The organism is uncultured Modestobacter sp., from assembly GCF_947486615.1.
GTDB lineage: Bacteria > Actinomycetota > Actinomycetes > Mycobacteriales > Geodermatophilaceae > Modestobacter.
Genome location: NZ_CANKUD010000003.1, coordinates 1 through 15,769, shown reverse-complemented (window position 1 = coordinate 15,769; position 15,769 = coordinate 1). Strand labels below are relative to the sequence as shown.

Sequence of the window (15,769 nt, the reverse complement as noted above, 5' to 3'; positions counted from 1 at the left end):
TGTAAGTCCGTCAAGGGGGAGAGGAGTGTCATGAGCCCGTCCGACGCCGCACGTGCCGCGCTCAACCGGGAGCTCGTCCTGCGCGCGGCCATGACGCTGGCCGGCGAGAGCGGCATCGAGTCGCTGAGCATGCGGAAGCTGGGCCAGTCGCTGGGGGTCGAGGCGATGTCGCTCTACCACCACGTGGCGAACAAGGACGACCTGCTGGACGGGATGGTCGACGCGGTGTTCGCCGAGGTCGACCTGCCGGCCGCCGGGGTCGGGTGGAAGACGGCGATGCGGCGTCGGGCACTGTCGATGCGCGAGGTCCTGTCCCGGCACGGCTGGGCGATCGGTCTCATGGACTCCCGGACGACGCCCGGCCAGGCGACCCTGCGGCACCACGACGCGGTGATCGGCTGCCTCCGTGCCGGCGGGTTCTCCGTCGGTCTGACCGCGCACGCCTTCTCGGCGATGGACAGCTACGTCTACGGCTTCGTCCTGCAGGAGCGGGCGCTCCCCTTCGGCACCGCGGAGCAGACCGCCGAGGTGGCGCAGGCCATGCTGGCCCAGTTCCCGGCCGGGGCGTACCCGCACCTGGTCGAGCTGGCGACCGCGCACGTGCTGCAGCCCGGCTACGACTACGGCGACGAGTTCGAGTTCGGCCTCGACCTGGTGCTGGACGGGCTGGAGCGGGCGGCGGCTCGGGAGTCCTGACGGTCCGCACGGTCGGGGGCGCGGCCACCCCCGGCGGTAACCTCGTCCCGGGCCGCGGGGCCGCCGAGGTCCACGCCGTCTCGTGGGTCGCTCGACGAGCCCCGCACCCGCCGGGCCTCTAGCTCAACTGGCAGAGCAGCGGACTTTTAATCCGCGGGTTGTGGGTTCGATCCCCACGGGGCCCACCACGCTGGCCTGCACGTTTCCCGCTCTTGGGGTGGTCGGCTGGAGGTCGCGCCCACAAGACGCCCACACGATTCGCGGCGGCCTCCTGCGCCGCGGCGTCCATCCGGGCAGCCAGATCGCTGAGGTCGTCGTCGAACAGGCCGGCGTAGACGTCGAGCGTCATGGCCGCCGAGGCGTGTCCGAGCATGCGCTGGACGCTCTTGATGGTCGCGCCACTGGCGACGGCGAGTGAGGCGGCGGTGTGCCGCAGGTCATGTGGGGTGACGTCGGCCAGCCCGGCTTCGCGAACGGCCGGGTCGAAGACCACTCGACGCCAGTTCCGTAGCCGGAGTGCGGTGCCGGCGGACGTCGTCAGCAGCAGGGCGTCGACCGGTTTGTCCGCGCATCGCGCCGACAGCGGACCGACGAGCGCAGCGGGGAGAGGCACGCTGCGGTGTTGGTGCGTCTTTGGGGTCCCGAACTCCAGTCGGCCGGCCACCTCGGTCACCGATTCGGCGATGGTGAGTCGACGGCGGAGGAAGTCGACGCGGCGGACCCGCAGCGCGGCCAGTTCGCCGAACCGCAGCCCGGTGTAGGCGAGCAGCCGGATGACATCACCGTCGGCACCGGCCGCTTCGGCCAGTCGCTCCACCTCCTCCCGGCTCAGGAATCGCGGCTCGTCGCGGGTCACGCGGGGGAGCGGCACCCGGTCGGCGGGGTTCCGTGGGATGCGGCCGTCGCGGACGGCCAGCGCGAGCAACAGCGAGAGGACGCGGTGCGCCTGACGCGCGGTGGCCGGAGCCGAACCGTTCGCACGGAGCTCGGCGACCCACCGGGCGACCTCGGCGTGGGTGACGTCGGCCAGCCGGTGGCTGCCCCAGGCCGGCAGGACGTGGGTGCGGAGGAGGCCCAGATACCGGTACCGGGTGCTCGGCTTGATCTGAGTCTGCGCCGCGAGCCACTGGTCCGCCCACGCCGTGACCGTCACCCGGCCGCGCTCCGGTGCGGTCCAGGTCTGGGTGACCATCGCTGAGGTCGCCTCGTCCAGCCAGCGTCGGGCGTCGAGCTTCCGGACGAAGCGCTTCTCGTGCTGGCGGCCGCCGATGTCTCGGTACCGCGCGCGATACCGAGAGGACCCGTCGCTCAGCGTGATCCGGGTGACGGAGCCGTCCACGGCAGGGGACCTCCTGTCCGGGTCGCAGTGGGGTGCCGGGCGAATCGTGTCCGGCTGAGCTTGCCCGATGGAGCGGACACGTGGCGGCGCTGCGCGGTCAACTGTGGATGCGGGTGGCCTTATCCCCGCCGACCTTCGACTGCCACCACTGGTCGACCTCCTGCTCGTCGTAGAGCACCCGCCGGCCGACGCGGACGCCGTCCGGACCGATGCCGACGTGCCGCCAGTAGCGGACGGTCGCCGGGCTGGTGCGGAACAGGGCCGCCACCTCCTCGGTGGTCAGCAGTCGAATGGTCATGACGGTCTCCCGGTGATGGACGGTGGCTGCGGATGTCGGCAGCCGGTCCACGGAGCAGGCGTCGACCAGCCCCAATCGCTGCCAGTCGGCGCCGACAGCCACGTCACCCCGCTTGTCACCCCTGCAACCGGAGCGCGGCGTCACCCGCGGTAAGGGCGACGGTGGAGCGCGGCGATGACCTCGTCGACCGCGCGGGCGACCGTCAGCAGTTCCCGGTCGTAGACGAGCCCGCGGTCGATCTGCCTGGTGAGGTCTCGCAGCACGCCGGCCCACTCGTCGTGCCGCGGCGCTCTCGGCTGCGCCGGCGAACCGGGGGTGACGACGACCCGCTCGACCACTTCCACCGCGGACCGGCCTGACCTGGCTGCCCGGGTCTGCTCCCAGGCGCGGTGCCGGCAGGTCGCCGAGCACCACCTGGGGATGGGACCCCGGGATCGCGGGGTGATCGGGCCGTGGCACCAGGCGCAGGAGGTCGCTGCCGCACGCCTCGCCCGACCGGCCGTTGTGGGTTGTGCCGGGAGTTCGGCCGCCGGCGGATCTTGTCGCTCCTCCGCGCACTCCCGGCCCGCGCGACGCCGGCGCTCTCGCTCCCGGCCTCGAGCCCGGTTCTCAGAAGCTCCCTTGTTGCTCATGCCCTCAGCGTCTGGAGGAACGTGCAGGAACACGTCACCACGAGTTCTCGGGCCGTGGGTGCAAGAGGTGTGTCGGACGCTGCGTTTTGCTTGGGGACGTCGCCTGGTGGGCTGACGTCAACGGATGGTGAAGTCGGGAGTGGCGCCCTGACGGACAGCCCGTGCACGGGCGGCGTCACCGCATCCGGCTGTGGGTCTGGGAGCCGTGACGAGGAGGGCTTGGTTCCCGCCGTGCCCCACTGCAAGCCGCACGAGCCGCACCGGGCGCCTTGATCACGCGGCGAAAAGCTTTGGGCATGAAGTGCAACTCTCAAGGGGTGACAGGACCGAGCTGATCAACGCCCGAGGGCCTTGGCGCACCGTCGACCAGGTCGCTCGTGGACCGGGGTCCTGGAGGCCGATGGTGTTCGCATCTGGCGAGCGTCGTTGTCCCAAGCCGGTCAACGATTCGGCTCGGGGTGGGGCGGCGGTCAGGACTGCAGTGCTGCGACGGCCTCGACCAGGCCGCTGCGTTCGAGCGTGGCGAGGACGTCGTCGACGGACATCGGTGGCCGGGTGCGCGAGTCGGCCATCTGTTGCACGATCGCGAAGACCCGCTTGGGGTCCAGGTCGACCATCGCGTGCGCGAACTGGTCAGCGCTGCAGGCCTCGATGTCCCAGGGGGCGAGCCGGTCGGCCGGGAAATCTCCCTTGTCGTTGGTGACGATCAGCTGCGCACCGACCTTGATCGCGGCGGCGAGCACGTGCCGATCATCCGGGTCGGGGAGCTCTAGAACCTCAATGAGCGGCTGGTAGCCGGTGACCAGCACGTCGGGGATGGCCTCGTTCATCAGCGTCCGTGTGCGGGCCAGGCGGTCGGGGTCGAGGTCTGGTCGCTTGGCGAGGAGCGTCCGGAACGTCTCATCGAGGATCTGGTCGGTCCACCGGGCGCGCACCAGCCGGGCCTGCGCCACGCGGATCAGCAGGTCCCGGACCGTGTTGGGCCACAGGACGTTGGCGTCGTAGACGACGGTGAAGGTGGTCACCTAGCGGAGGTCCATCTCCTCAGCCAGCGCGGTCAGCTCATCGGCCACGCCGCGGCGCTTGCGGTCGTCTTGGCGCATGTACTCCAGCAGGGACGCCGCAAGGATCCGGCGGTGGGTGCCGACCTTGCGGTAGTCGATCACGCCCTGCTCCAGCAGCCCGATCAAAAACGGGCGGCTGACGTTGAGCATGTCCGCCGCCTGCTGGGTGGTCAGCTCGGCCTGAGAGGGAACGATCGAGACGCCTTGTCCTGCGGCCATGTGGGCCAGCACGCGGGCGAGCAGCTCGACCGCCGAGCGGGGGACGGTGAGGGAGTCCCCGTGCTCGTCATCCACGACCAGGCGGACGACCTCAGGCCCGGGATGGGTGGCCAGGAAGTCTTTGACGTGCGGAAGTGCTGCGACGGCGGCGGTGATGTCGCCGGCATCGGGCATGACCGGTCGGTCCAGCAGAGAACTCATGGCGATCTCCTGATCAGTCAGCGGGACGAGGGGCCTCCCGTCCCGCTGCGTCCCATCAAACGCAGCAAACGAAACAACCGCAACATCTATCGGCCGCCGGTTGCTGCGACTTGACCCGACCGGGTGACTGCCGCGCGCGGTGTGGCGCTGACTGCGCTGGCGGTCAGGGTCGTCGGGTCTGTTGGTCGATCTGGTGCTGGTCAGCCGTCGAGCAACTGGCTAGGGCGACGGTCCTAGTGTTGTGAGGCGGCTCCCTCCGTGTACGGAGGTTCTCGTCCAGCCCCAAAAGTCCCTCTGGCCGACCAAGAGGCCGACTCTGCTGGGTCTTGCACCTTCATCGCCCCCAACGGCGCGCGGTCCCGGGCACCCGAGCCAGTGCCCCGGCGCTGACGGGCTGCAGCTTCCCAAGCACGACCGCGGCGCCGTGGTCGACCGTGGCGACGTCGGCCCACGCCGCTGGGGCCACCCGCCGGCTTGACGGTCGCGCTGACGTCGGCTGCCCCCATCCGGGACGCTAGATCAAGGGTCCGGACATGAACCCGCTCATAACCTCCTTTATCAGCGGATGCTCGAAGGCGGTAGTCGAGCGTTGGTATCGTGAGCAGCGTCGACGACGGCATGGTCGCAGCGGAGGATTCACGCGACGACGACTAGTCCTCGGGTGGAACTCCTCAAGGGCTGGCGCGCTGTGTTCAAGCGCAGCAAGTCGCCGGTCCCTCGACCGCTCCTGACGGGTGAGCAGGGCGGCTTTCTGCTTGTTGACCAGCCGGGCTGAGTTGTCCACCGCGTCGCGCGCCCCTCCCCCAGATTGTTGGAATACTGGAGTAAAGCAACTACTGGGAAGGCGCTCGTCATAGGTTGGGATTGAACGCCTTCATGAGCCGGGCGTACTCGGCCGCGTCGTACGCGGGTGGTCCGTTTGTCGAGATGGCTGTCGTATCCCACGGCCTCGCACCGTCGGGGCGAGGTGTGAGCAGAATTCCAACCGTCCACGGGTAGATGGGCCCGAGAGTTCCCGACTTATCCAGGAAGCCCTGGCGGCGCAATAGCAACCACGAGCGGTACATCTCTTGGTGGTAATCCGTGAGCTGCGACATGGTCGAAAAGGTGAGCTGGAAGGAGCCCTGATCGATGTACATAATCCGGTGCCGCATTCGGTGTCCATCAGGTGCCGCCTCGGCACACTCGGTCAGCCATCGCAGCAGGAGCCTGCCCAGCTCAGCCCGGGCCCCTACCGCGACTCGATCGATGTAGGAGAGAAGCGTAATTCGGTCAGTTTCCTCGCCCGTGAAATCAGTGTTGGCGATGTCTTCGAGAATCCCTTGGAAGATCGCGTGTCCGAAACGGTCGGCTGACGCTGCAGGGTCGTAGGGAAGACGTGGCAGGTTGGCATTGAGAGCACCGGTCTCTGAAATCCAGCCTGGCATTGCGTCCGGAGGGGCCTGTGCATCCTTCTCGGCCAGGTCGAAATACCGGTTGCTTTCTGCGCCAAGCTCGAGCGGATCCTCTTCGTCGGCAACGCGGTGGATGTAGTCGACGACCGCAGTTGCGGAACGCAGCTGGTCCCAGAGAAACTCCCAGTCGCGTCGCGTCATAACGATGCTAGGTCCTTTATTGTCCGAGGCTGGAATGACACCCGTGGGTGGAGCATCGGGGTGGTCAACGACCACGACAGGAATCCACGCAACGGAGCTTCCTCGGATCACGACGGTGCGTCCCCGCAGATTCGTCAGCTCGACAGCAGGATTAAGCAGGGCCGTCCTGATCGTTCCCCGAGCTTGTCGCAGGCCGTGGGCTGCGTTCTTAAGCATCCACTTCGTCGCTCTCTCTGGGGTGTCTCCTGTAACACCTCGAGCCTTAACCTGAAGACTGATCCCGCGCGGGCCTGCAAGAATGGTGCCATCTCCGAGCTCTCGAATCCCGCTTCCCTTCGAGAAGACCTTTGGTTGCAGTACGAGGTCCGGCAGACCCCAACTGCCGGCGGCGGCCCGGGTGGCTTCCTCCACTGCTGGGCCGTCCTGGTTAGCGCCTAGGAGATCCCGCGCAGGAGCGATCTCGCGCCCGATGACGTCCCCATTCTCGGTGAGGCGCATATAGACCAGCGTGCCGTCCCCGTTGAGGTAGGCGGCCAGATGTCGGTCCGAATCAGCAATAGCGGCTCTGGCGTCTCCTTCCTCCGCAAGACTGCTGAACATCACGGGTAACCAGGTTTCGACCCTCTCCTCCGGAAGGTCCTCGTCCAGCGCGCGGAGAAGATCCGTGCGATAGGGGTCGCTGACCGAGCGCTCCAATCCATCGATGAGCTGTCGCGTAATCACGACGAGCCAATTTGACCGGTCGGCGAAGTTATCATCAGGAGAATCGGGCCAAGGCTCGGTGTTCAGGATCACGTCGAAGGACACGTGAGGATCGCCTGCGAACGACGCTTCAGCCGAGTTCTTATCGAGCGTGAATTTCGCCAACCTCTTGGACGTGTATATCGGACCGGCGGGGTCGACCTCGGTCTCTTCGATACACACACCGTCGGGAAGCTCAGGCCTGGGATCGGCTTCAGACGCCCAAGCAGTAAACAGCGGAAACTCTCGATGAAAGAACTCCCAAGTGCTTAGCGCCTCGAGCCCGGCTGCGAGATGTGCCATCTCCCGGGCGATCGTCCGCGCTGGTTCCGGCTCCTCCATCCGTTCCGTGAACGGCTGGAGGAGTCGGAGCGCGCGGATCTGGTCCGGGCGCAGACCCCTCAGCTGCCCGTGCGCAGGCAGATGATCGAACTCCGAGGGCACAGCGATGAGCGGCATCCGGTGGACCTCCGGCTTGACTGGCCCAATCGCCTGGCACACGGTGCTTGCAGCACCAAAGACGCAGGCATCCAGCGCGGCTTTGATTTCATGGAGGAAAGTAGCCATGCCAGCGTCCGCCTCTCGTCGAAGGGCGTCATCGGGCTCGAAGGAGCACCACAGCTCACGGACGAGAGGCTCCGGAGACTCGACCCACACGGAGAACGGTTCATTGGCCCCCATCGCGTTCCAGAGCGCGTTGATACGAGAGCGAACAGCCTGAGCGCGTGCCAGGTGGCTCCGGGCGATCGAGAAATCGGGTCCTGAGGGCGAGTCGTCCTCGATGTCCTCCACGGGATCAGGGTGCCAGGTAGGTCTGACACTCAAGCCCCCGTTGAGGAAACGTGGGGCAGACGTCAACGGGTCGGGGCGGGCAGATACCGTGCTCGAAACCGGTCAGCTCACAGATTAGGGACGTTCAGTGGCTCGCAAGACGACGATTGTGCTCGAGGACGACCTGACCGGGCGGGTGCTAGAGGAGGGGCACGGGGAGACCGTGGCCTTCGCTCTCGATGGTCAGAGCTATGAGATCGACCTGTCGGAAGCGAACTCCGCGCAGCTGCGCGCAGACCTGAGCCGTTACGTGGACGCCGGCCGGAAGACCAGCGCGCAACGAGGCGGGACGCAGGGCCGGAAGGGCGCGAGTAGTTCCGCGGCCGCGGGTCGCAAGGACACCGGTGAGATCCGCACCTGGGCCCGGGAGAACGGGCACGAGGTATCTGAACGCGGCCGGATCCCGTCGTCCATCGTTGAGGCTTACGACGCCATCCACTGACCTCGTCAGCGGCGAGTCAGCGAGTGGCCACCTCCGGCGGAGGTGCTAGGCGGTGACTTGGCGCGGTGAGCTGGCCAGCGCCTGCCCTGGGAGGATGGTTCTTATGGCGAGCTTAGGCCCTGCAAAGGCGAACGCTTCGTCGCCAACGACCGCCGTCGGCGAGACCGATAAGGTCGTCGTTCCGCCCGCCCCTGCTCCCAGTGCGGAACACATGCTCGCGGCGGCGCGTCGACAGGCAGCCAGCGGGCTACGCGCGCGCAGCGAAGGCGAGCATGATGATGCTGCACTTCACCTCGGCTTGATGATCGAGCTGCTGGCCAAGGCTTACCTGGTGTCCCTCAACCCAGCGCTAATCGCCGAGGAGAAGAGTGACTTCGCGAACCTCGTCAGAGTGGCGGGGCACGGTCATCGGCTCATCAAGCTGGAGCCGATGAGGACAGTCGGTGTCGAGTCAGCGCTAGTGAGGATCGGTCTGTTGCACCAGTCCAACGGACAGCTCCGTCAGCTCGCCGATCTACTGCGCCCCGTTGGTCAGGCTCGGAACGGCGCGGCGCACATCGGGCGCGGGGGAGTCGACCCCGACAAGGTGGCTCAAGCCGCGCTACGAGGCGCTGAGCTGCTGCTTTCTCTGGTCGAAGACAACCTAGAGAATTTCTTCGGCGACTACGCGGACGCAGCCGCAGTACTCCTAGACGAGCGCGCCACCGTGCTTGACCAGGCGCTGCAGCTTCGCGCCGCTCGTGCAAGCGAGTCCTTCGAGAAGCGCTTCGGACGGGTGCCGCTGGATGATGATCAAGGACTAGCCTTCGGTCTGATCAACGTGCCGGCGCTCGTTGATGACCAGCATCGTCTCTGGAATTGCCCGGTGTGCTATCAGCGGGGTCTGCTCACCGGGGACGCGCAGGTGGACGTTGCCGTGGAGTCTGGCTGGGAGGACGGCGTCCAGTTCAGCTACGTGGCCAGTGCGAAGGTTACCTTTTTCGCACGGCGTTTCCACTGCCCCTATTGCGATATGTCGCTCTCCGGTCCCGAGGAGCTGGACTGGGCGTATGTGCCCCTGGCCGAGGCCATTAGAGAGGCGACCGGTCAGGACTTCGACACCTACGCCGACGCGATCGTTGAGTCCTCAGAGTTCGGCTGACGCGCGACTTGCGGCTTGATTCAGGAGCCTGCTGGTTAGATCGACTGTGCTCAAGTAACACCAGAAAACCCAGTCGAGAAAGACCTCATCATAATTACCGCGTCGAGCCGTGTTATGGTGACGAAGGTCAAATTCATTGGCGATCTGGAAGAGCGCTCCTTCGTCCTTCCGGCCCAACGCCGTCCGGACCAGCTCGCGACGGTGTTCGAGCGTCCGCGCCAAAGCTAAAACCGCGCTGCGCTTGTCCTCTCGGGTGGCGCCCCGGCTGCGGTAGAGGGTGACCGCATGCGCGACGCTGTCTTGATCGACGATGTCAGGCCCGGTCAGTGCCCGATCGAAGAGTTCGTCACGGGAGTCGCCGGTGATTTGGACGAGGAAGCCGGTATCTGAGCCGTGCTCAGCCAGGTGCAGTTCCACCTGAGAGCGGGAGAAGAGCTCGTTGACCCGCCAGCGATAGACAGCCTGACCGGAGCGACGGCTGTAGTCCCCGTAGTCGAACTCTCGGTGGTGGTCGTGCCAGTACCGCCGGCGTGGGCGGGCCACGTGGTCGTGCAGGGCCTCCACGACATCGAAGAAGAGGTCCTCGTCCCAGTCGGATTCGATGCCGGTTGCTTTCCCGTAGAGCCCGAGTGGCCACAGCGGTGCGTCGCACTGGAGGGCTGTGGTCAAGCGGCGTTGGCCTTCCCTGGCTGGGTCGTCGTCGCGGGCATCGGAGCATTGGCTGCCGAAGGCGTCCTCGAAGTAGCCGACGTCCTCCAGCTCCCGCACGAGTTGAGCGAAGCCTGTCTTGAGGTCAGGCAGCGTCAGGAGCGGGGCCTCGGCCTGTTGCCGATGCCGCTGAGAGTAGTAGCGCCGTATGCGGTAGCGGGGTAGCGCGTCAGCTGAGTGCATCAATTCGCGCACCAGCTCAGTTGCAGGATCCGCCGCAGGAGCCGGCTTGCCGAGGCCCGGGGTGCCTGCTGCAGTACCGAGGGAGGTCATAGCGGCACTGAGGACGAACCAGGACTTCTGCCGGTGGAGCTCGCTAAAGAGCTGGAAAGCGCGGTTGTCGGCGAAGGCCTCGGCCAGCAACCAACCCAGAGTCTCCTCATCGTTGGACCCATCGGCGAGGAGGATGGCCGCTTCGGCGGCGAACAACGCCGGCGGCCAGACGAGCTGCAGCTCGCTGTGCTCGATAGCCACTGCGTCACGGTAACCGTCGGGTCTTCGCCGCACCGCTGGATGAGTGTCCGGTCGGGGCGCGAGAACCTCGTATCGGACCCGCCGGAACTTGCTTCAGCCCCGGACGGTCACCTGCTCGGCGGACACCCGCATCGCCCTGCTGCGGCCAGTGCGTCATGTTGCAGCGCCGGGTCCTGCTCGCGGGTGGACACCCGCGCGTAGCCGACCCTGTTGACGCGCGCAGGCTAGCGGTGGCGGCCCACAAACGTCAGGGGCCGCCGGATTCGGGCCATTGACTTCGGGCACGGGGTTCTCGGCCGGTTGACCCGACAGCCGAGCTGCGAGAACACCGGACGAGACACGGGTGCGTGGAGCGGCTCAGAGCCGGGCGTTTCCGGTCAGCGTCCTGGCGGCGAGCGGTGTAGACGGGGACGACAGCTGAGCCTCCCTGCGGGCGGCCTAGAGTCGCTGGGCCGCCCGCAGGCAACTGACTGTGCCCTCCGGACGGGGGAAGTGCAGCCCCCAACGGGCTGGTCGGATTCGTGGTGTGCCCTACCCGCCCCGACCCCAGCTCCGGTCCCTGCCGAAGTAGGAGCGCACCCGGGACAGCACCCACCCGGCCCTGCAGATGAGGCTGGGGGCCTTCATCGTCACCAGCTACCGCGAGGGCCGGTCGCTGCGCGAGGTTGCCGAGCTCACCGACCGCTCGCCCACCGCCGTGCGGCGGGCACTGCGGAAGCACCAGATCCCACGGCGCAGCACCGGCGCAGCCTCTCTCGACTGAGGCCGGCAGTTCAGTCGACCGGAAAGGTGACCGTATGGCCGTCAAGGAGATCTGTCAGTAGCGGCCCCTACAGTGCCCAGTCATGACACTGCCTGAGCCGCCTCAGGCCGATCAGCGCTGCATCTCCGCAGACCTTCTCGAGCCCCGGTGGCGCAGTCACGCCGGCCTGACTCATGCTCAGTGGCAGGACAACCGGCGGGAAGTGCTCGCCCGCCGCGCCGAGGAGCTAACCCGCAACCTCGCCGACGACGCTCCTCGCTGGCCAGGCGGCTTGCCTGCATGGCGCGTCGATGAGTACCAACGCGAGGCTGCCTTGCATCAGTGGGCCGAAGAACTAGCCAGCCAGCTCCTCACGGTGGCAGGCGAGTTGGGTTGGGGCAGCGGGGACCCCCTTGAGGACGCCTTCTCCTGGGTGCACCGCGTGGCCAACGAGCGGGGCATCATCTCGTCTCCTTCGGCGGGCAACCTCACTCCACCGCGGATGCCAGACCCGTCCGAGTTCGAGCGCTTTCGGCACCAACTCCCTAGCCGTGGGCATGTTGTCTACGTCTTGCTCGACACCGAGGGACAGGCGCTGTACGTCGGGCAGACCGGCCAGCCTCGGGTGCGGATCCGCACCCACTGGCGCTCGCAGGACTGGTGGCCGGAGGTTGACCGCATCGAGCTACATGACGTCGCCGATGAGTTGGAGGCGCGCATGCTGGAGTACGAGCTGACCGAGGAGCTGGCTCCCCGGCACAGCCAGGTCACCGGCTTCGAGTTCATCAAGCTGCAGCACATGCAGGACTCGGTGACCTCGCGTAGCCACAAGGTGGACCGCCCCCGCAAGGCCACTGTCGTATCCGTCGGCGGTAAGCCGGCCACCTCCTAGTAGCGCGGCGCCACGTTCAGAACTTGACGCACCTCGGGGGCACCTTGAGGAGCAGCGCAAGCAGGGACCGGGCGCCCAGCGCTGAGCGGATCACTGCCGACGGTGGTCCCGTTCCCTGGCGGTGGCTGGGTTAGGGGGTGCAGCAGGTCATCCCAGCATGCGGGGTCGGGGGCCCGACCGGTCAAGGCCGCTGCGCGCCGGCTTCGCCGAGCCTGGACCGCCCACCCTCAACCCCGCACCCCGGGACTCCCGACCCGCCGCACACGCGGCGGCCAGACCGGGAGGAACCCATGAACGTCGACGTCGCAGTAAGCCGCGCTCGAGTCACCGAGCAGACCGAGAACCTTGAGAACCGACTCGTCACGCTCAGGCGGCGGCTCGGCGACCTGATCGAGGAGCTGACCGAGACCCACGCTGCGGCCAAGGCGGCGTTGATCAAGCTCGACGATCTGTGCGCGGCGCAGACCGCGGCCAACCACGCGGTCGACGCGATCAGCTGATGCTGTCGAGCCGGCCCCCTTAGGGCCGGCTCGGGCTGCGCAAGACCGCGGCCAGTCTCGTCCGGGTAACCGTTTCGCAGCAACCTTAGCCATTCTCTCCGACCATTAGTGCGTTTGACAATGGTGGGCGAGTGTGTTATTATTTGAGAGTAGCCGGGAAGGTTCCCTAAACGACTAAAAAGAGGGGTGAGGCTGCGGAAAGGAAGGTGCCTGTAATGGTTGAACTCATCTTGGTTCTATTCTTGATGCTCAGCATTATTGTAACACTTAAGAAGTAGGCAACAAGGGGCGCCGGGAATTCCCGGCGCCCCTCACTGCTCCAAGTCCTGCGTCGTGTGGCCAGGTCACACTTGGGTCATGTGAATGATAGTCATGTTGTACTGGATGTTAAGTGGGTCGATGTGGGTGACGCGCCACTTCGTGTCCGGGGGAAGTATCACTTGGCCGATGCCGGTCTCCAAGATTGACGCCTCCACGTTACAGATTTCGTCGGCCAGTTGGTTACTCCGATGGGGGGGGGGGGGGGGGGGGCTCGGGAATGCACAGCCCGCGGTCAGCTGTCAGCTGCAACAGGACGGCTGTGCTTGGCGCGTGCGGGCGGGACCGGGCGTAGGAGATCGCCACCGCGGGGTCCGTTACCGCAAATCCGTACCCAGGGTCGAGCACGTGCTGAGTTGGAACTGTGTTGCTGTTCAGCATGGTCTGCATCGTGGCCGCAAGGTTGTGCGGCCCGTTGATGTGTCGGATCCCGCGATAGAGCTGAACTTGCCCGTTGATGGTCAGTGAGGAGGCGAGTGAAGCGAACACCGTCAGGGCGTCTCGGTGAAATTCCCGGTTGGATGAATAGCCGGAGTAGTCCATTAAGGGTCCGGGGCCGTTGTCCAATCCCTGCCCGGTGCGCAACGCCTCGTTCAACGCGTACATGTCCGACGAGAGCATGAGGTCGATGACCTTGAGCTGTTCGGGCTTCAACGCAAGGAGCTGCTTCTCGCCGGTGATGGTCACGTGTATTTCCACGGTCGCCGTGGGCGTTACGGGAATACGCCCGGACAGCTTCTTTGCGCACTCAGCGCGACGCCTCTGCTGCATCTGCTGCTGGAAAGCTGAGTAGCCATGTGGCCGCGGCGTCGTGGGCTGAGTAGGGCTCGGGAGATTTAACTGCTGTCGGTAGTCGTGGTCATCCCAGGATTTTGTCGTCCAGTGCCAATGCGTCTTACACAGTTTTGGGTCGTCGCAGCGTCCCGGAAGGCGCAACGGGGCTCCTCATAGTCGGTTCAGCCGAGGTGGCTGGGGTGGACCGTGGCCATCAGTCCGAGGTGAGAGATGAGGCCAGCAGATAGTTGGGTGAGCGGTCGAGATTCCCACGACTGCGGTCGTAGCGCCGGGTCGTGCGTGGGTCGGCGTGGCCGAGCGCGTCCTGAACGTCCTGCAGTTGCGCGCCTAGACGCAGCGCCTCGGTGGCGTAGGAGTGCCGGAGGCTATGGGGGGTGACTCTGGCCGGGAGACCGGCGTCGTGGCAAAGCCGGCCGATCTGCTCGCTGGCCAGCTTGCGGCTCCATCGGTGGCCACCGGTGGTGGCGAGGAAAATCGGGCCGGTCGCACGGTCGCCCAGGTAGAACTCGAGCGCGCGCATCACAGGCGGGGCCAGCGGCACTCGGGCGGCCTTACCGCCCTTGCGGACCACCCGCAGCACTCGGTGGCCCCGGTCGTGTCCGAAGTCGCGGACGTCAGCGTCCAGAGCCTCGGAGATCCGCAGCCCGCAGAACGTCAGCAGAGCCACGAGGGCAGCCGAGCGCAAGGAGTGCACGGCCGCCGCCGTCAGCAGCCGGCGCAGCTGGTCGGCAGTGAGCCCGACCGCGGCCGACTCGTCCGACACCCAGGGCCGGCGGACGGAAGCGACAGGAGAGTGGGTGGGGACCTCGGCGTCATGGACGCCGAAGTCGTAGAACCCGGCCAACGCCGACAGCTTGCGCGCCACCGTCGCCGGTGACGCGGGCCGGCGGGTGCGCGGCTGCGGCTGGGTGGTCAAATGTCGGACCCACAGGTCGACGTGGTGCCGCTCGGCGGCCAGCGGGCGCACTAAGACCAGCGCACCACGCTGCCCACGCCTGCAGGTCACCGCGGTAGGCGCTCGCTGTGTTCGTGGGGTGCCCGACCAGCCACGCTGCGGTGAGCCGCAGGAACGGGTCGTCATCGGCCGACCCCGGCAACCGCTCAAGAGGGGCGGGTCTGACGACAGGGAGTGAGCCGTTAAGGGTGGCCGTTATGGGCAGCAGGGAGGTCATCGGCTACGCCGCCTCGTCGGCAAGGCCACCCTCCTGCATCTCCTGGATGCCGCGCAGCACTGAGGAGACCAACAGGATGGCGACGAGTGCGTTGCCGTCGGTGTAGTGACCGACGTCAGCGTTGTGGACGCTCACGTGTCGGCTCAGGGCCTCGGGGGGCGGTGTTCCCCAGCTCTTGAACCAGGCCGTGTAGAAGCGGTGGATCGGCCCCAGGGCGGCCGCCACGCTCAGGCGGTGCAGCGGCACTGTCTCGGCGTCGAAGGCGACCTCCTTCTTCACGTCGTCGTACTTGCGTGACAGCGCGTCAGCGATGACGGTCTCGGTCACCACGGTGGCGAGCGCCATCGCGGTCTCGCGGTGGCCGTCCGCGAAGGCCTCGACCGCTCGCCTCGCGAGTGGCAACTGCCCGGCAAGGCTGGGGTCGAAGATGTCGGTCAGGACCAGTCGGCAGTCCTCGGCCAGCTCGTCGGCATGTTCGAGGAGGACAGCGATCCGCGCTGATCGGTCGGGAGCCTGGAGGACCTGTTCAACCACTGCCTGGCGGGGGACCCACACCAGAGGGATGCCGTCGTCGGAGATTACGTCGTTCACCCGAGCGAGGTCAGGATCTCTTGGCCAGTTCGGCGGGTAGAAGAAGTTGGGATCGTTGGGGTCGACGCGCCGGAAGACCTCGGCGAAGTCGAGCAGGCCTGCACGGAGATTGTTCAGGTCGACGTTGCCCAGGGCGTCGAGGTTCACGGCGCCGAGAGCGGCGCGGGTGACGGCGCTGACGTTGAGGCTGACGGCGTCCAGGATGTTCCGAGTGGCCGCAGTGGCGTCGATCTGCATGGCGCCGATGGCGTTGAGTGCGGCGAGGGTGGCCTCGCTGGGCTGGATCTGCAGGGCGCCGATGGCGGCGAGGGTGGCCTCGCTGGGCTGGATCTGCAGGGCGCCGATGGCGGCGAGGGTGGCCTCGCTGGGCTGGATCTG

15 protein-coding genes, 1 tRNA gene and 2 pseudogenes are annotated in these 15,769 nt (G+C 66.9%); 7 read left to right on the top strand and 11 right to left on the bottom strand.

What is annotated here, in order from left to right:
* Positions 1 to 30 precede the first annotated feature (30 nt).
* Positions 31 to 696: a TetR/AcrR family transcriptional regulator C-terminal domain-containing protein gene (locus Q1A09_RS06220; protein WP_299952625.1), complete on the top strand. Its 666-nt coding sequence runs from the start codon at positions 31 to 33 to the stop codon at positions 694 to 696.
* Positions 697 to 808: 112 nt separating this feature from the next.
* Positions 809 to 884, top strand: a tRNA-Lys gene (locus Q1A09_RS06215).
* 194 nt (positions 885 to 1,078) lie between these two features.
* On the opposite strand, the pseudogene Q1A09_RS22580 reads toward Q1A09_RS06215, so the two are convergent.
* The 6 genes and pseudogenes from Q1A09_RS22580 to Q1A09_RS06185 form a co-directional block, all read right to left on the bottom strand.
* A pseudogene (locus tag Q1A09_RS22580) lies at positions 1,079 to 1,888 on the bottom strand (site-specific integrase); the annotation flags it as partial.
* A 244-nt stretch (positions 1,889 to 2,132) separates the two neighbouring features.
* Complete coding sequence (locus tag Q1A09_RS06205) at positions 2,133 to 2,333, bottom strand: AlpA family transcriptional regulator (protein ID WP_299952623.1); 201 nt, start codon at positions 2,331 to 2,333, stop codon at positions 2,133 to 2,135.
* Positions 2,334 to 2,473: 140 nt separating this feature from the next.
* Positions 2,474 to 2,677, bottom strand: coding sequence for a hypothetical protein (locus Q1A09_RS06200; RefSeq protein ID WP_299952621.1), 204 nt, complete (start codon positions 2,675 to 2,677; stop codon positions 2,474 to 2,476).
* Positions 2,678 to 3,435: 758 nt separating this feature from the next.
* Positions 3,436 to 3,990: a PIN domain-containing protein gene (locus Q1A09_RS06195; RefSeq protein ID WP_299952620.1), complete on the bottom strand. Its 555-nt coding sequence runs from the start codon at positions 3,988 to 3,990 to the stop codon at positions 3,436 to 3,438.
* On the bottom strand, positions 3,991 to 4,449 hold the full coding sequence (locus tag Q1A09_RS06190) for a helix-turn-helix domain-containing protein (protein WP_299952619.1): 459 nt from the start codon (positions 4,447 to 4,449) through the stop codon (positions 3,991 to 3,993).
* A gap of 851 nt (positions 4,450 to 5,300) precedes the next feature.
* The gene (locus Q1A09_RS06185) at positions 5,301 to 7,577 is read right to left on the bottom strand and encodes a hypothetical protein (RefSeq protein WP_299952618.1); all 2,277 of its coding nucleotides are present in this window, start codon (positions 7,575 to 7,577) and stop codon (positions 5,301 to 5,303) included.
* 127 nt (positions 7,578 to 7,704) lie between these two features.
* On the opposite strand from Q1A09_RS06185, the gene Q1A09_RS06180 reads away from it, so the two are divergent.
* Positions 7,705 to 8,058 carry an Lsr2 family protein gene (locus tag Q1A09_RS06180; protein ID WP_299952616.1) on the top strand — a complete coding sequence of 118 codons (354 nt, stop codon included), beginning with the start codon at positions 7,705 to 7,707 and terminating at the stop codon, positions 8,056 to 8,058.
* A gap of 94 nt (positions 8,059 to 8,152) precedes the next feature.
* The gene (locus Q1A09_RS06175) at positions 8,153 to 9,199 is read left to right on the top strand and encodes a hypothetical protein (RefSeq protein ID WP_299952615.1); all 1,047 of its coding nucleotides are present in this window, start codon (positions 8,153 to 8,155) and stop codon (positions 9,197 to 9,199) included.
* Here the strand turns inward: Q1A09_RS06175 and Q1A09_RS06170 are convergent.
* Entirely contained in the window at positions 9,185 to 10,381 is a 1,197-nt protein-coding gene (locus tag Q1A09_RS06170) for a hypothetical protein (protein ID WP_299952614.1), read from the bottom strand. The genes Q1A09_RS06175 and Q1A09_RS06170 overlap by 15 nt on opposite strands.
* A 107-nt stretch (positions 10,382 to 10,488) precedes the next feature.
* A pseudogene (locus Q1A09_RS06165) lies at positions 10,489 to 10,575 on the bottom strand (hypothetical protein); the annotation flags it as partial.
* A 413-nt stretch (positions 10,576 to 10,988) separates the two neighbouring features.
* Between Q1A09_RS06165 and Q1A09_RS06160 the strand changes: the two are divergent.
* The 3 genes from Q1A09_RS06160 to Q1A09_RS06150 all read left to right on the top strand — a co-directional run bounded on the left by Q1A09_RS06160 (position 10,989) and on the right by Q1A09_RS06150 (position 12,515).
* On the top strand, positions 10,989 to 11,144 hold the full coding sequence (locus tag Q1A09_RS06160) for a helix-turn-helix domain-containing protein (protein ID WP_299952613.1): 156 nt from the start codon (positions 10,989 to 10,991) through the stop codon (positions 11,142 to 11,144).
* A gap of 82 nt (positions 11,145 to 11,226) precedes the next feature.
* Positions 11,227 to 12,015 (top strand): GIY-YIG nuclease family protein, encoded by a 789-nt coding sequence (locus Q1A09_RS06155; RefSeq protein ID WP_299952612.1) that lies wholly within the window; start codon positions 11,227 to 11,229, stop codon positions 12,013 to 12,015.
* A 290-nt stretch (positions 12,016 to 12,305) separates the two neighbouring features.
* Positions 12,306 to 12,515 carry a hypothetical protein gene (locus tag Q1A09_RS06150; protein WP_299952611.1) on the top strand — a complete coding sequence of 70 codons (210 nt, stop codon included), beginning with the start codon at positions 12,306 to 12,308 and terminating at the stop codon, positions 12,513 to 12,515.
* A gap of 501 nt (positions 12,516 to 13,016) precedes the next feature.
* Here the strand turns inward: Q1A09_RS06150 and Q1A09_RS06145 are convergent.
* From Q1A09_RS06145 to Q1A09_RS06135, 3 genes are all read right to left on the bottom strand, one after another.
* Complete coding sequence (locus Q1A09_RS06145; protein WP_299952610.1) at positions 13,017 to 13,520, bottom strand: hypothetical protein; 504 nt, start codon at positions 13,518 to 13,520, stop codon at positions 13,017 to 13,019.
* A gap of 301 nt (positions 13,521 to 13,821) precedes the next feature.
* Positions 13,822 to 14,595 carry a tyrosine-type recombinase/integrase gene (locus Q1A09_RS06140; protein WP_299952609.1) on the bottom strand — a complete coding sequence of 258 codons (774 nt, stop codon included), beginning with the start codon at positions 14,593 to 14,595 and terminating at the stop codon, positions 13,822 to 13,824.
* A gap of 208 nt (positions 14,596 to 14,803) precedes the next feature.
* Positions 14,804 to 15,769 (bottom strand): hypothetical protein (locus Q1A09_RS06135; RefSeq protein ID WP_299952608.1); only part of this gene is annotated, 966 nt, incomplete at its 5' end.

Coding starts and splice junctions, on each gene's coding strand:
- Q1A09_RS06150 (WP_299952611.1), top strand. CDS start 12,306: ATGAACGTCGACGTCGCAGTAAGCCGCGCTCGAGTCACCGAGCAGACC.
- Q1A09_RS06205 (WP_299952623.1), bottom strand. CDS start 2,333: ATGACCATTCGACTGCTGACCACCGAGGAGGTGGCGGCCCTGTTCCGC.
- Q1A09_RS06190 (WP_299952619.1), bottom strand. CDS start 4,449: ATGAGTTCTCTGCTGGACCGACCGGTCATGCCCGATGCCGGCGACATC.
- Q1A09_RS06175 (WP_299952615.1), top strand. CDS start 8,153: ATGGTTCTTATGGCGAGCTTAGGCCCTGCAAAGGCGAACGCTTCGTCG.
- Q1A09_RS06220 (WP_299952625.1), top strand. CDS start 31: ATGAGCCCGTCCGACGCCGCACGTGCCGCGCTCAACCGGGAGCTCGTC.
- Q1A09_RS06160 (WP_299952613.1), top strand. CDS start 10,989: ATGAGGCTGGGGGCCTTCATCGTCACCAGCTACCGCGAGGGCCGGTCG.
- Q1A09_RS06155 (WP_299952612.1), top strand. CDS start 11,227: ATGACACTGCCTGAGCCGCCTCAGGCCGATCAGCGCTGCATCTCCGCA.